The following is a 13,221-nucleotide window of genomic DNA, read 5'->3' as shown; positions in this document are numbered from 1 at the left end:
AAGATCGTCCCCTCATCTTTTCATCAACCAATCCCCAGATGCTCCTATGACAATGAACACGGTTTCCCGCAGGGTCGCGTGGCTACGCGTGGTCACGCTCGCCATTGCCGCCTTTATCTTTAATACCACCGAGTTTGTCCCGGTCGGGCTGCTGTCAGACATTGCGCAAAGCTTCCAGATGGAGACGGCGCAGGTCGGCATTATGCTGACCATCTATGCCTGGGTAGTGGCGCTGATGTCGCTGCCGTTTATGCTCCTGACCAGCCAGATGGAGCGCCGCAGGCTGCTGATCGGGCTGTTTGTGCTGTTTATCGCCAGCCACGTGCTGTCGTTTATGGCGTGGAATTTCACGGTACTGGTGATAAGCCGCGTGGGCATTGCCTTTGCGCACGCCGTGTTCTGGTCGATTACGGCGTCGCTTGCCATTCGCCTTGCCCCACCCGGGAAGCGCGCCCAGGCGCTAAGCCTGATTGCAACCGGTACGGCGCTGGCGATGGTGCTGGGGCTGCCGATTGGCCGCATCGTCGGGCAATATTTTGGCTGGCGCACCACGTTTTTCGCCATCGGGATGGGGGCGCTGATCACTCTCATTTGCCTGATTAAGCTGCTGCCTAAGCTGCCGAGCGAGCATTCCGGCTCGCTGAAAAGCCTGCCGCTGCTGGTTCGTCGCCCTGCGCTAATGAGCCTTTACCTGCTCACGGTTATTGTGGTTACGGCGCACTATACGGCGTACAGCTATATTGAACCGTTCGTGCAGACGGTGGCCGGGTTTAGCGCGAACTTTGCCACCGTGCTGCTGCTCATTCTGGGGGGCGCGGGGATTATCGGCAGCGTTATTTTTGGCAGGCTCGGCAACCAGCATGCCTCCGCGCTCGTCAGCGGGGCAATCGGCCTGCTGCTGGCCTGCCTTGTGCTGCTGATGCCCGCCTCCGGTAGCGAGAGCCATCTGGCGATCCTCAGCGTCTTCTGGGGCGTGGCGATCATGATTATTGGCCTGGGCATGCAGGTAAAAGTGCTGGCGCTGGCGCCGGACGCGACGGACGTCGCAATGGCGCTCTTCTCGGGGATATTTAATCTCGGGATCGGCGCGGGGGCGCTGGTGGGAAATCAGATCAGCCTGCACCTGTCGATGTCGGCGATTGGCTATCTGGGGGCGATTCCTGCGGCGGTTGCGCTTGTCTGGGCGGTAATTATCTTCCGGAAATGGCCGGTGGCGCTTGAGGAGCAGCGTCAGCAGGGGTGACGTTATTGTGCCGGGTGGCGGCTTCGCCTTACCCGGCCTACAAAACCACCGACGCGATTAATAATCCCTTTCGGTATCGCCACCGAGGTAGGTCACCCTCTCTTCCGTCATTTTTGTCTGACACTGGTAAATATCAATTCGCGTTTGCAGCGAAACAGTTTCAGACGCGGCATCGCTTATTTTACCGCACTTACGCGCTTTATCGCCGATCCACACGCTCTGTTCTTTTTTCATTGACGCACGAACTGAATCAGGCAGAGATTTCCACAGCATATTTAAATTGCGATCGCTATCGGCATAACCGTACGCTGCGCTACTCAATTTTCCCTGCAGATTGGCCTTCTCCAGATCGTCTTTGTTTAATGCAAAAAGGGTAATGTTGAATAATGACTCAGCAACATAATCGGTGCTGGTATATTCATATGATACAGATATATCTTTGCCATTATCGGCTAAAGATAATGAATAGCGATAGTTTTCCCACTGCACGCGGTCATTTAACACTTTCCCTTTGCCGGGGCTAATGCTGGCCAGCTTGTCCGGGAAGTTCATCATGACCGACTGCAGCTCTGGAGGCAGAGTCAGCGAGACTTTAGCGCTACAGTTGCGAACGCTATTATCTTTTTCGTAAGGGCTTGTGGTGACATTTTCCATTACGATGGCAATTTTATTGGCTTTGTCTATATAAGACTGAAGCGGCTTGCCGTAAAACTTAGCAGGCGTTGACAGATAGGTTTCCTGCAGCTTGCTTATCGCATCGTTTCTGATTTTAGCCTGTGTGGCTGAAATTGAATCCTCGCGGCCGCATTTGAATTCGGGTGTTGAATCAAATAGCCCAGCGCTGGAATTCATTGAAAAAATTAAAGCACCAGAGGCGAGTAAATAGCGTTTTTTCATGTCGGTATCCTGATAATAGTAGACGCCGCGTACGTTACGTTATTCACTAATAGGGAACAAGTGCGGAAAAGATAAAAACACCCGCAATAACAGTCAGTTAATTAAAATTCAGAATGTATTTATATTCACAGGACATATAAAAACGAACCGGGCATGCATGAGCATCGCCCGGTATAACCATCAATGATAGGTCTTAATAATTTCCAGCACGCCGTTAATAATAAACTGCACGCCCATACACACCAGCAGGAAGCCCATCAGGCGCGAGATAGCCTCGATCCCGCCCTTTCCTACCCAGCGCATAATCGCCCCGGAGCTGCGCAAAGAGGCCCAGACGATAATCCCGATGAGCGCGAAGATCAGCGGTGGCGCAACGGTGATGACCCAGTCCGGGAACGTTGAACCGTCCCGCACGGTTGAGGCCGAGCTGATGATCATCGCGATCGTACCCGGCCCCGCCGTGCTTGGCATCGCCAGCGGCACAAAGGCGATATTGGCAGAAGGCTCGTCTTCCAGCTCTTCAGATTTGCTTTTCGCCTCCGGCGATTCGTGGGCTTTCTGCGCCGGGAACAGCATGCGGAAACCGATAAAGGCGACAATCAGCCCACCGGCAATGCGCAGGCCGGGAATGGAGATGCCAAAAGTGTTCATCACCAGCTGACCGGCGTAATACGCCACCATCATGATGGCAAACACGTAGACCGAGGCCATCATCGACTGACGATTGCGCTCGGCGCTGTTCATGTTCCCCGCGAGGCCCAGAAAGAGCGCGACCGTGGTTAACGGGTTAGCCAACGGCAGCAATACCACCAGCCCGAGACTAATTGCTTTGATTAAATCCAACATATTGCGTCGTTGTCCTTTTCCATATGACTCCCCGCAATTATAGGGTTAAACGGCATGGAACAGCTATCCGCACAACGTAAGGATTGTTTTCGCACAGACGAATAACTCCAACTTATGTTTCTGATTTAAAAGCGTTCGAAAAAAGTTCATGAAACGTTTTAGCAATTCGTGGCATCGGCCAATTCATTCAGTTGACTTATACTTGCCTGAGCAATAATATCTGCCGTGACTAAACTACTTGCCAGGGCAACCATTGTGAACAACACCAGTGACCTCTTCAACGAAATCATTCCGCTGGGTCGTCTTATTCACATGGTCAATCAGAAAAAAGATCGCCTGCTCAATGACTATCTGTCACCGCTGGATATCACCGCAACACAGTTCAAAGTGCTGTGTTCCATTCGCTGCGAAGTGTGTATCACGCCGGTTGAGCTGAAAAAGGTGCTCTCTGTCGATCTGGGTGCGTTAACCCGCATGCTGGATCGTCTCGTCTGTAAAGGATGGATTGAACGCAGCCCTAACCCGAATGACAAACGCGGCGTGCTGGTGAAACTCACCGGCGACGGCGCGGCCATGTGCGAGCAATGTCATCAACTAGTAGGACAAACACTGCATCAGGAACTAACAAAAAACTTAACGGCAGACGAAGTGGCAACGCTTGAGCTTTTGCTTAAGAAAATACTGCCGTAAACAGAAAAGAGGTATGACGATGTCCAGACGCAACACTGACGCTATCACTATTCATAGCATTTTGGACTGGATCGAAGATAACCTGGAATCGCCGCTCTCCCTTGAAAAGGTGTCAGAGCGTTCAGGTTACTCTAAATGGCACCTGCAACGGATGTTCAAAAAAGAGACCGGTCATTCATTAGGACAATACATTCGCAGCCGCAAGCTGACGGAAATTGCCCAAAAACTGAAAGAAAGCAATGAGCCGATCCTTTATCTGGCGGAGCGTTATGGTTTTGAGTCTCAGCAAACCCTGACGCGTACGTTTAAGAACTACTTCGACGTGCCGCCTCATAAATACCGCATTACCAGCATGCCGGGCGAGTCCCGCTATCTGTATCCGTTAAAGCATTGTAGTTAATACACTGTCGTTAATTATCGCCTGTAAAGACGTAACCGAGGAAATCATGAAATTCACCGCCTCCGCCGCCCTCACCTTGCTGGTGCTGGTCTCCGGCCAGACGTTTGCGGAGCAAACACCCGCTGCTACTCAGCAAAACAATCGCGAAGCGATGGTGATGCCGACGGCGCAGAGCGCCTCCCCGTATGATTTTAACCACATGGGCACAGGCAGCGATAAATCCGACGAATTAGGCGTGCCTTATTACAACCGGCACGGCCTCTGATTCGTTTTTGCCCCGCAGCTGCGGGGCTTTTTTTACCCTTTCACCCGCGCCGCCCTGCGCACCCGCAGGCCAAACACGTTGATATAGAGTCCGGCCATAATCAGCGCCGCGCCAACCAGCTGAAGCCCGCTTAGCTTTTCGTCCAGCAGTACGGCGGCACTCGCCATGCCTATGACGGGCACAAGCAGAGAAAGCGGCGCTACGCGCCAGGTTTCATACCGCCCCAGCAGCGAACCCCAAATTCCATAGCCGACAAGGGTGGCGACGAAGGCCAGATAGATCAGCGACAGAATGGTCGTGAGGTCGATATTCACCAGGCTGCTCGCCATCGCGTCAGCGCCGTCGAAAATCAGCGAGGCCGCCAGGAACGGCACGATCGGAATCAGTGCGCTCCATACCACCAGCGACATCACCGCCGGGCGCGCGTCGTGCTGCATAATGAGTTTGTTGAAAATGTTGCCGCAGGCCCAGCTCAGCCCGGCGGCCAGCGTCAGCATAAAGCCGAGCAGCGCCACGTGCTGCCCGTTCAGGCTCGCTTCTATCAGCACCAGTACGCCAAAGATCGCCAGCGCGATCCCCGCCAGCTGTTTACCCTGTAAGCGCTCGCCAAAGACGAACGCGCCGAGGATGATGGTAAAGAAGGCCTGCGCCTGGAGTACCAGCGAGGCCAGCCCTGCGGGCATCCCGAACTTGATAGCGCAGAACAAAAATGCGAACTGACCGAAGCTGATGGTCAAACCGTAGCCTAGCAGCAGCGTAAACGGGATCTTCGGACGGGCGACAAAAAAGAGCGCCGGAAAGGCAACAAGCATGAACCGCAGGCCGGCCAGCATCAGCGGCGGCATGTTATGCAGCCCCACCTTGATGACCACAAAATTTAGCCCCCACACCACGACCACCAGCATCGCCAGCAGCCCGTCTTTTCGCGTCATATCCTGCCCCTGATTATTAAATTTTTGTAAACACTTCAAAGTAGCGAAAAAAAGGCGGCAGGAAAAGATCATTAATTTTGGCGGTAAAAACAGCGCACGGATGGAAAAATTGGGCGCTATACAAGCCCCTGATGTCGTGATACTCCTGATAGAACACAACAATAAAATGATAAGCATTTGTCGGGCAGGAATATGAAACCATCTCTCAGGCGCTCAACCGCGGCGCTGCTGGCATCGTCATTGCTGTTAACCATCGGCCGGGGGGCAACGCTGCCCTTCATGACCATCTATCTCACGCGCGTCTACGGCATGAGCGTTGAGAACATCGGTTATGCATTGACGATCGCCCTGACCGTGGGCGTGGCGTTCAGCCTGGGCTTTGGCATTCTGGCCGATAAGTTTGATAAAAAGCGCTACATGCTGACCTCCATTGTGGCGTTTATCGTCGGCTTTGTGGCGATCCCGCTGGTGGATAACGTCACGCTGGTGGTGCTGTTTTTCTCCCTGATCAACTGCGCCTACTCCGTCTTCTCCACCGTGCTGAAGGCGTGGTTCGCGGACGTGCTCACCTCCAGCGAGAAGGCGCGCGTGTTTTCCCTGAACTACAGCTTCCTGAACATCGGCTGGACCGTCGGGCCGCCGCTCGGCACGCTGCTGGTGATGTACAGCCTGCAGCTGCCGTTCTGGCTGGCCGCGTTCTGCGCCGCGCTTCCGCTGGGCTTTATCCATTTCCTGGTGCAGAAAAGCGTTGCGCTTGACGCGCCGGAAGAGAAAGCGCCGTGGCAACCATCGATTCTGCTGAAAGACCGCGCGCTGTTTTGGTTCACCCTGTCCGGCCTGCTCGCCTCTTACGTAGGCGGATCGTTTGCCAGCTGCATCTCTCAGTACGTTCTGGCGGCCAATGCCGACAGCGACTTCGCGCAAAAGGTGGTGGCGGTCGTGCTGCCGGTCAACGCGGCGGTCGTGGTGTCGCTGCAATACTTCATCGGCAGGAAAATTTCCGCGTCCACTATTCGCCCGTTAATGACCGCCGCCACCCTGTGTTTTATCCTCGGGCTGGGCGGGTTTATGTTCTCCGGCGAGAATTTAGTCTTCTGGGGGCTCGCGGCGGCAGTGTTTACGCTGGGTGAGATTATCTATGCGCCTGGCGAATACATGCTGATCGATAACATTGCGCCGCCGGGCATGAAGGCGAGCTATTTTTCCGCGCAGGCGCTCGGCTGGCTGGGCGCAGCGGCTAACCCGATGATCACCGGGATTATCCTCACCCATCTGCCGCACTGGTCGCTGTTTGCCATTATGATGGCGGCTATTGTCGCCGCATGGCTGATGATTTTGCGCGGAATGGGCGTGGTACGTGGGTATAGCGAAGCGGGTGGCGCTGCGCTTACCCGGCCCACAAATCCCCGATCGTAGGCCGGGCAACGCAAAGCATCAGTGGTGCAGCATCTCGTCGACAACCTGCTCCTTGTACATCTCGTTCGGATAGTACGTCGGCCAGTTATCCATCTCCTTCAGAAGCGCCTCGTGAGAGGTGTTGCCCATGAAAATATGGAAGTGGGAGGACGCTTTTGGCGCGATGGTATGGTCGCTGAACTGGACAAACTTCGGCGCGGTGCTGCCAGCATCCTTACATTCAAACAGGTAGCGCACGCCCTTTTTGCCTGACGCATAGGTCAAAATCTTGAAGCCGCTGTAGTCGTAGTGACACCGGCTCACGGCGCTGCCTTTGTGAAATTCCATCACGTTATTTTCAATGCCGATGGTGTCGACGTCGGTCGCATATCCCGTGCGGTAGTAGGCTTTAACCTTGCCGAAGGAGGTGCTCTTGTCCTTTTCCGCTTTCTGTTTAAATACCGGATCGAGCGAGCCATCCAGCAGGTACGGGTAAACGGATTGCCAGACGCCGTCCCAGTCGGACAGCTTGCGGTCCTGAACGTCTTTATCCTCAAACACCCCGTTCGCTGCTTTTTGCTCCGCCTCGGTCATTTGATGCCCGTGCGAATGCGCAAACAGCGGGCCGCTGGCCAGCAGCGCACCCAGAGCCATTGCTAATTTTCCTTTATGTCCCAGCACTACAACACCTCCACTCCGTTTGAAAAGAATGGAGATGTTATATTATAACAATAACATCTGCAACCGCTCCGGTTACCAGACTTCGCTGGCGATTTGGGTGACCAGACGTACTTTATCCCACTGCTGGGCTTCGCTCAGCGTATTGCCCTCCTCGGTGGACGCAAAACCACACTGCGGGCTGAGGCAGATCTGCTCTTTCGCCACAAATTTCGCCGCTTCTTCCAGCCTGGCCTTCACGCCCTCCGGGTTTTCAAGCTCGCCGTTCTTGGTGGTAATCAGCCCCAGCACCACCTGCTGCTTGCCCGGACGAATAAAGCGTAGCGGCGCGAAATCACCGCTGCGATCGTTATCGTACTCAAGGAAGAAGGCGTCCACGTTGACGCTGCCAAACAGCACTTCCGCTACCGGCTCGTAGCCGCCTTCGGAAATCCACGTCGAGCGGAAATTGCCGCGACACACGTGCAGGCCAACGGTCAGATCGTCTGGCTTACCTTCCAGCGCCGCGTTCAGCACCCGCGCATAGGTGCGCGCCAGTTCGTCAGGATCATCCCCACGTTCGCGGATCTGCGCGCGCTGCTCGTCTGAACACAGGTATGCCCAAACGGTATCGTCCAGCTGAAGGTAGCGGCAGCCTGCGTCATAGAAGGCCCGAATGGCATCGCGCCAGGCCGTTGCCAGGTCGTCGAAATACACGCTTAAATCAGGGTAAACCGTCGCGTCAATATCCTTTCGGCCGCCGCGGAAGTGCAGCACGCTCGGGCTGGGAATCGTCATCTTCGGCTGCGCAGCTCCGCTGACGCTTTTCAGATAGCGGAAGTCTTCCAGCATCGGATGGTTACCAAAGCCCAGCTTGCCGGTCACGCGCACGCCGTGCGCTTTGGTCTGAACGCCGTTGAACTGAATGCCCTGCTGTGAATCGTAACGCTCAACGCCCTCAAGACCGTCAAAGAAATCGAAGTGCCACCAGGCGCGACGAAATTCACCGTCGGTCACCACGTGCAGCCCGCAGGCGCACTGCTGTTCAACAACGTGGCGGATCGCCTCATCTTCCACGTCGCGCAGCTGCGCGGCGTTAATCTCGCCGCGGGCAAATTCCTGACGCGCCAGCTTAACGGCGTCGGGACGTAAAAAACTGCCGACGACGTCGGCGCGGAACGGGGCGTGTTGTCGCTGCATGACTTTCTCCTGTAACCGATGGCAACTATTGCCACCGGTGATAATTAACATAATGAACATTTAGACTTCTGGATGTCTATATGTCTAAAAAGATGTCATACCCGCCCGGTTGCGGCAAACGAGAAAATTTCACCTGTGATGAAAAAAATTCATCTTCATGGCGGTGGCGAGCTATTGGCTGGCAAACGCAAACTGCTCGTCTCCCCAGCCCGTTAGCCCGCCGAGCATAATTTTAACCGGCAGCCCCATGCGAGCCAGCCTGAGCGCCGCCCGATCCGCGCCGTTGCAGTGCGGCCCCGCGCAGTAAACGACAAAGAGCGTATCCGCAGGCCAGCGCGCCATTCGCTCTTCGGTCATCTCGCGCCAGGGTAAATGAATCGCCCCGGGAATATGGCGGCGCGCAAAGTGTTCTGGCTGGCCGACAACGTGCAGCAGCACAAAGTCCTGCTCACCGTGTGCCAGCGCGTAATGCACGTCGGCGCAGTCCGTTTCCACGCTCAAGCGACGCAGAAAATGTGCTGCCGCCTCCTGCGGCTCTGCGGCTTGAAATTCAGTCACATAGCTCATGATGCTTCCTCCTGATGGGGTGTTTGTGTTAACACTACTTTATTCTGAAATTCAGCGAGTGAATGCGTCCGCCTATGCCAGAAAACAGCAAAAAGATGACAACCTTTCGCGCCCCTTCCCCAACGGTCGTCGTGCTGGCCTATGACGGCCTGTGCACGTTTGAGTTTGGCGTGGCGGTGGAGATCTTTGGCCTGCCGCGGCCAGAGATGGGGGAAAGCTGGTACCGCTTTGCGGTGGCGAGCATCGACGAGGGCGAACTGCGGGCGACGGGCGGCGTGCGCATCCTGACGGACGGCGATCTGTCCCTGCTGGAGAGCGCGGACCGGGTAATTATTCCCGGCTGGCGCGGGCCCGATGCGCCGGTGCCAGAACGTCTGTGCGAGGCGTTACGCAAGGCGCACGCGCGCGGCTGCCAGCTGATGTCTATCTGCTCCGGGGTGTTTGTCCTCGCCGCCTCCGGCCTGCTCGACAATCGCCAGGCTACCACGCACTGGCGCTACATTGAGACGCTGAAGGCGCGGTTTCCGGCGATTCGGGTCGTGGAAGATGTGTTGTATCAGGATGAGGGCGATATTATGACGTCGGCAGGCAGCGCGGCGGGCATCGATTTGTGTTTACACGTTGTGCGCCGGGACTACGGCATGGAGGCGGCCAACCGGGTCGCGCACCGTCTGGTCATTCAGCCGCACCGGGACGGTTCGCAAACGCAGCGGGTTAGCCGTCCGGTAGCGCAGCTGCGCGAGAGCCAGCGTCTGGGCCAGCTTTTTGATTATCTCCACCAGCAGCTGGCGGAGCCGCACTCCGTCGATTCGCTGGCGCGACGGGTCGGTATGAGCCAGCGAACCTTTCTCCGACGCTTCCAGGATGCGACCGGCACAACGCCCGCGCGGTGGTTGCTGAACGAAAGGCTTATGCGGGCAAAAGATTATCTGGAAAATAGTCGGATGAGTATTGACCATATCGCCGAAAAAACGGGTTTTGGCCAGGCCGCCACGCTGCGCCACCATTTCCGCCAGCAGTTTTCCCTGTCGCCCGTACAATATCGCAAGCGGTTCGCGGCAATATCCCTATAGCAAGACAAAAAAAACCGCCATTATCTGGCGGTAAATGCTTGCATGGATAGATTTGTATTTTGGTCTCTACGTCCCCGACACTCCATGCCGGGCAGCGGATCTTGTACAAACTATCATTAATAGATTCAACGAAAGCTAAACGGACCCGTTACCCTTCTTTGGTGTTAATCTGGAGGTAGCGCATCAGGCCGTAGCTGGCGCTCTCTTTCGCGTCGGCATTGAGCGCTTCAAGGTAAAACGGACGTGAAACGCCGTACGGGGCTTCGTCGGCAGAATAGACCGCAAACTGGAAATTTTTTCCTTTGGCCTTGTTCACGCAGCCTAACTCCCAGCGCTGGGCATTTACCCTCGCGCTATTACAGGTCACCCTTCCGTAGTCACTGGTCAAATAGGAGCCCACCCGCATTTCTGCGGACTGGATATAGTCTGGCTCATCATTCCAGCTATGCTTCACCGCGGCGACTGCCCCGACGGCAGCGACAATAAGCACCAGAGACATTATTTTCTTCATTGTTTGAGATTCTTTCCTTAGCCAGAGAAGTCTCATTATATAAGATTAATCTCTAATTCAAATGTCCGTAGTTGTACCAATTCTGGCAGCACGTCAATTTTTTGGAAATTTTAGGAATAATCCTTAACCGGCGTAAGAATATTTACCACCGTTATTATTAACAATGGCGCAACATTTGCCCGAAATATAGTGCGGCCTACACAATCTGACAGTGACTTTGCGATTTTTTAGAAATTCGAATAATAACCAAACGAAACTATGTTCATCATGGCCGGAAATGATGATTCGGTGGCGGAAAAATGGTGAATAAAGGGTTGTCGATGGTGATGCTGATCTGCGCGCTGTTTTCTGGGCAGCTGATGGCAGGGCACAAAGGTCATGAATATTTGTGGGTGAAGAACGTCGACCATCAGCTTCGTCATGAAGCCGATAGCGACGAATTACGCAGCGTGGCGGAGGAAGCTGCTGAAGGTTTGCGCGAACACCATGCCTGGCAAAAGTCGCGCAAACCAGAGAGCCACCAGCGTTAGTTAACGGCCCTTACGCTTCGGCAGCGTTTTCATTAGCTCATCCGGGCTTACCGACGCCACCACGCTGCCCGGCTGAGGCATTTTGAAAATGTGGTTTTTCATCTTGCCGATAACGTGCATTTCGCACGGGCGGCAGTCAAATTTCAGCGTCAGGACCTCATCCCCGTTAACCAGCTGCATTGGCGTCGCCTTCCAGCTTTTGATATTGCCTTTCGCCTGCTTCGGACAGAGGTTAAACGCAAAGCGCAGGCAGTGCTTGGTGATCATCACCGGCACGTCGCCCTTCTCTTCGTGGGCCTCGTAGGCGGCGTCAATCAGCTGTACGCCATGACGATGATAAAATTCGCGCGCCTTATGGTTGTAGACGTTCGCCAGGAACGAAAGATGGGTATCCGGATAAACGGGCGCCGGGACCGCCTCGGCCTTACGGCTGCCGCGCGGATAGTTTGCCAGGCGCGCCGCGTCCAGCATTTCCGCCGTTTCGCGGCGGAACTGGTTTAGCAGGCTGTTCGGCACGAACAGCGCGTCCGGCAGGTTAACGTCAATTTTGCGCGCGTAGTAGATCGTCTGCCCAAGCTTTGCCACGCCGTCCTTCAGGTTGTTCAGCGCTTTTTCCGCGTTGTTCGCCACCTCAAACATGCCGTCCAGCGTATGCGTTACGCTGATCCCCTCTTCGCTGGTCATGGTCAGAATCAGCTGCTCTTCCCAGCCGCCAAGCTCAATATCCACCGCAACGCGGCGCTCGCTGGAGGTTTTCAGCAGCGCCTGCTGCCAGTTATGGTCGAGGTTACGGTTCAGCGCCGCGTTTGGCCGCGCCTTGTAGAGATCGGCAGGCATTTCGTTCGGCCAGATGCGGTAGCGGTTTTCGCCGGTTTTTTCTACCGTGTTGGCGCGAAAGCCCACGACCTCACGCTTGATCATCACGTTGAGGCCGTCGCCGTTCGCCAGCGGTTCGGTGACCTCAACGTCAAGATGGTCCTTCGCCACCTTCAGCACTTCGCCGACGGGCAGGCCGATAAATTTCGGCGAGTCGAACGCGCCGATATCGCCCTTGCGCGCGTTAACAAAATAGTCCGTGCTGCCGCGGTGGAAGGTTTTATCCGTAGACGGAATGAAGAAATGCTCGGTGCGCCCCGCCGACGACCGCGCCAGATCGCCGCGATCGTCAATGATCGCGTCCAGCATCTGGCGGTAGTGCGCGGTAATATTTTTCACGTAGCTCATGTCTTTGTAGCGCCCTTCAATCTTGAAGGAGCGCACGCCCGCGTCGATCAGCGCGCCCAGGTTGGCGGTCTGGTCGTTGTCCTTCATCGACAGCAGGTGTTTTTCAAACGCCACCACCCGGCCCTGATCGTCTTTCAGGGTGTACGGCAAACGGCACGCCTGCGAGCAGTCGCCGCGGTTGGCGCTGCGCCCGGTCTGAGCGTGTGAAATATTGCACTGCCCTGAATACGCCACGCACAGCGCGCCGTGAATAAAGAACTCGATGGTCGCGTCGGTCGCCTGGTGGATATCGCGGATCTGGTTCAGGTTCAGCTCGCGCGCCAGAACAATCTGGGAAAAGCCCACGTCGGAGAGAAACTTCGCTTTTTCGACGGTGCGAATATCGCACTGGGTGCTGGCGTGCAGCTCAATAGGCGGAATATCCAGCTCCAGCACGCCCATGTCCTGAACGATCAGGGCATCAACGCCGGTCTGGTAGAGATCGGTAATCAGGCGCTGCGCCGGCTCAAGCTCATCATCATGAAGTATGGTGTTCAGCGTCACGAACACCTTCGCGCCATAGCGGTGGGCGAACGGCACCAGCGCGGCAATGTCGCTCAGGCTATTGCTGGCGTTATGGCGGGCGCCAAAGCCAGGGCCGCCGATGTAGACCGCATCGGCGCCGTGAAGGATCGCTTCACGGGCAATGTCGGCATCGCGGGCCGGGCTTAAAAGTTCAAGATGATGGGAGTGCAGGCGCATACGTCGTCGTTATCCGTTATGGTCAAAATGGCGGCTATTGTAGTCAGAAC

The 13,221-nt window shown here is 55.5% G+C and carries 15 protein-coding genes; 7 read left to right on the top strand and 8 right to left on the bottom strand.

Annotated elements, in window-relative coordinates; genetic code table 11:
• Positions 1–46: 46 nt before the first annotated feature.
• Positions 47–1,243, top strand: a complete 1,197-nt coding sequence (locus tag DBY73_RS04465; protein WP_112009998.1) for a sugar transporter — start codon at positions 47–49, stop codon at positions 1,241–1,243.
• A 57-nt stretch (positions 1,244–1,300) separates the two neighbouring features.
• Here DBY73_RS04465 and DBY73_RS04460 read toward each other — a convergent pair whose 3' ends face one another.
• Together DBY73_RS04460 and DBY73_RS04455 are read right to left on the bottom strand one after the other, a co-directional pair.
• On the bottom strand, positions 1,301–2,140 hold the full coding sequence (locus tag DBY73_RS04460) for a lysozyme inhibitor LprI family protein (RefSeq protein ID WP_112009997.1): 840 nt from the start codon (positions 2,138–2,140) through the stop codon (positions 1,301–1,303).
• Between the two features lie 180 nt (positions 2,141–2,320).
• Positions 2,321–2,986 (bottom strand): MarC family NAAT transporter, encoded by a 666-nt coding sequence (locus DBY73_RS04455; protein ID WP_112009996.1) that lies wholly within the window; start codon positions 2,984–2,986, stop codon positions 2,321–2,323.
• A 255-nt stretch (positions 2,987–3,241) separates the two neighbouring features.
• Between DBY73_RS04455 and marR the strand changes: the two genes are divergently transcribed.
• From marR to marB, 3 genes are read left to right on the top strand one after another with little or no spacing between them, the layout of a single operon-like run.
• The gene (gene marR / locus DBY73_RS04450; RefSeq protein WP_112009995.1) at positions 3,242–3,676 is read left to right on the top strand and encodes a multiple antibiotic resistance transcriptional regulator MarR; all 435 of its coding nucleotides are present in this window, start codon (positions 3,242–3,244) and stop codon (positions 3,674–3,676) included.
• Between the two features lie 19 nt (positions 3,677–3,695).
• Entirely contained in the window at positions 3,696–4,076 is a 381-nt protein-coding gene (gene marA / locus DBY73_RS04445) for an MDR efflux pump AcrAB transcriptional activator MarA (RefSeq protein WP_001303241.1), read from the top strand.
• 46 nt (positions 4,077–4,122) lie between these two features.
• Complete coding sequence (gene marB / locus DBY73_RS04440; RefSeq protein ID WP_112009993.1) at positions 4,123–4,341, top strand: multiple antibiotic resistance protein MarB; 219 nt, start codon at positions 4,123–4,125, stop codon at positions 4,339–4,341.
• A 32-nt stretch (positions 4,342–4,373) separates the two neighbouring features.
• Here the strand turns inward: marB and eamA are convergent, their stop codons facing one another.
• Positions 4,374–5,273, bottom strand: coding sequence for an O-acetylserine/cysteine exporter (eamA, locus tag DBY73_RS04435; protein WP_112009992.1), 900 nt, complete (start codon positions 5,271–5,273; stop codon positions 4,374–4,376).
• Between the two features lie 192 nt (positions 5,274–5,465).
• On the opposite strand from eamA, the gene ydeE reads away from it, so the two are divergent.
• A complete protein-coding gene (ydeE, locus tag DBY73_RS04430) occupies positions 5,466–6,689 on the top strand; it encodes an efflux MFS transporter YdeE (RefSeq protein WP_112009991.1) in 1,224 nt (407 codons plus the stop codon).
• Positions 6,690–6,707: 18 nt separating this feature from the next.
• Here ydeE and zinT read toward each other — a convergent pair whose 3' ends face one another.
• The 3 genes from zinT to DBY73_RS04415 form a co-directional block, all read right to left on the bottom strand.
• On the bottom strand, positions 6,708–7,349 hold the full coding sequence (zinT, locus tag DBY73_RS04425) for a metal-binding protein ZinT (RefSeq protein WP_181573200.1): 642 nt from the start codon (positions 7,347–7,349) through the stop codon (positions 6,708–6,710).
• A gap of 72 nt (positions 7,350–7,421) precedes the next feature.
• On the bottom strand, positions 7,422–8,525 hold the full coding sequence (locus DBY73_RS04420; RefSeq protein ID WP_112009989.1) for a cobalamin-independent methionine synthase II family protein: 1,104 nt from the start codon (positions 8,523–8,525) through the stop codon (positions 7,422–7,424).
• A gap of 171 nt (positions 8,526–8,696) precedes the next feature.
• Positions 8,697–9,092, bottom strand: coding sequence for a rhodanese-like domain-containing protein (locus DBY73_RS04415; RefSeq protein WP_112009988.1), 396 nt, complete (start codon positions 9,090–9,092; stop codon positions 8,697–8,699).
• A 74-nt stretch (positions 9,093–9,166) separates the two neighbouring features.
• Here DBY73_RS04415 and ftrA point away from each other — a divergent pair, with 74 nt between their 5' ends.
• Positions 9,167–10,165, top strand: coding sequence for a transcriptional regulator FtrA (gene ftrA / locus DBY73_RS04410; RefSeq protein ID WP_112009987.1), 999 nt, complete (start codon positions 9,167–9,169; stop codon positions 10,163–10,165).
• Between the two features lie 148 nt (positions 10,166–10,313).
• Here ftrA and DBY73_RS04405 read toward each other — a convergent pair whose 3' ends face one another.
• Positions 10,314–10,676 (bottom strand): hypothetical protein, encoded by a 363-nt coding sequence (locus tag DBY73_RS04405; protein WP_112009986.1) that lies wholly within the window; start codon positions 10,674–10,676, stop codon positions 10,314–10,316.
• A 299-nt stretch (positions 10,677–10,975) separates the two neighbouring features.
• Here DBY73_RS04405 and DBY73_RS04400 point away from each other — a divergent pair, with 299 nt between their 5' ends.
• Entirely contained in the window at positions 10,976–11,206 is a 231-nt protein-coding gene (locus DBY73_RS04400) for a DUF2554 family protein (RefSeq protein ID WP_112009985.1), read from the top strand.
• Here the strand turns inward: DBY73_RS04400 and DBY73_RS04395 are convergent, their stop codons facing one another.
• Positions 11,207–13,171 (bottom strand): U32 family peptidase, encoded by a 1,965-nt coding sequence (locus DBY73_RS04395; RefSeq protein ID WP_112009984.1) that lies wholly within the window; start codon positions 13,169–13,171, stop codon positions 11,207–11,209.
• Positions 13,172–13,221 lie beyond the last annotated feature (50 nt).

Origin of the sequence: Enterobacter sp. RIT418, from assembly GCF_003057745.1 — a bacterium.
Classification (GTDB): Bacteria; Pseudomonadota; Gammaproteobacteria; order Enterobacterales; family Enterobacteriaceae; genus Enterobacter.
The sequence above is the reverse complement of the archived record's forward strand: the minus strand, read 5'-3'. Positions and strand labels throughout refer to the sequence as shown.

Coding starts and splice junctions, on each gene's coding strand:
- DBY73_RS04465 (WP_112009998.1), top strand. CDS start 47: ATGACAATGAACACGGTTTCCCGCAGGGTCGCGTGGCTACGCGTGGTC.
- DBY73_RS04460 (WP_112009997.1), bottom strand. CDS start 2,140: ATGAAAAAACGCTATTTACTCGCCTCTGGTGCTTTAATTTTTTCAATG.
- DBY73_RS04455 (WP_112009996.1), bottom strand. CDS start 2,986: ATGTTGGATTTAATCAAAGCAATTAGTCTCGGGCTGGTGGTATTGCTG.
- marA (WP_001303241.1), top strand. CDS start 3,696: ATGTCCAGACGCAACACTGACGCTATCACTATTCATAGCATTTTGGAC.
- marB (WP_112009993.1), top strand. CDS start 4,123: ATGAAATTCACCGCCTCCGCCGCCCTCACCTTGCTGGTGCTGGTCTCC.
- eamA (WP_112009992.1), bottom strand. CDS start 5,273: ATGACGCGAAAAGACGGGCTGCTGGCGATGCTGGTGGTCGTGGTGTGG.
- ydeE (WP_112009991.1), top strand. CDS start 5,466: ATGAAACCATCTCTCAGGCGCTCAACCGCGGCGCTGCTGGCATCGTCA.
- DBY73_RS04420 (WP_112009989.1), bottom strand. CDS start 8,525: ATGCAGCGACAACACGCCCCGTTCCGCGCCGACGTCGTCGGCAGTTTT.
- DBY73_RS04415 (WP_112009988.1), bottom strand. CDS start 9,092: ATGAGCTATGTGACTGAATTTCAAGCCGCAGAGCCGCAGGAGGCGGCA.
- ftrA (WP_112009987.1), top strand. CDS start 9,167: ATGCCAGAAAACAGCAAAAAGATGACAACCTTTCGCGCCCCTTCCCCA.
- DBY73_RS04405 (WP_112009986.1), bottom strand. CDS start 10,676: ATGAAGAAAATAATGTCTCTGGTGCTTATTGTCGCTGCCGTCGGGGCA.
- DBY73_RS04400 (WP_112009985.1), top strand. CDS start 10,976: ATGGTGAATAAAGGGTTGTCGATGGTGATGCTGATCTGCGCGCTGTTT.
- DBY73_RS04395 (WP_112009984.1), bottom strand. CDS start 13,171: ATGCGCCTGCACTCCCATCATCTTGAACTTTTAAGCCCGGCCCGCGAT.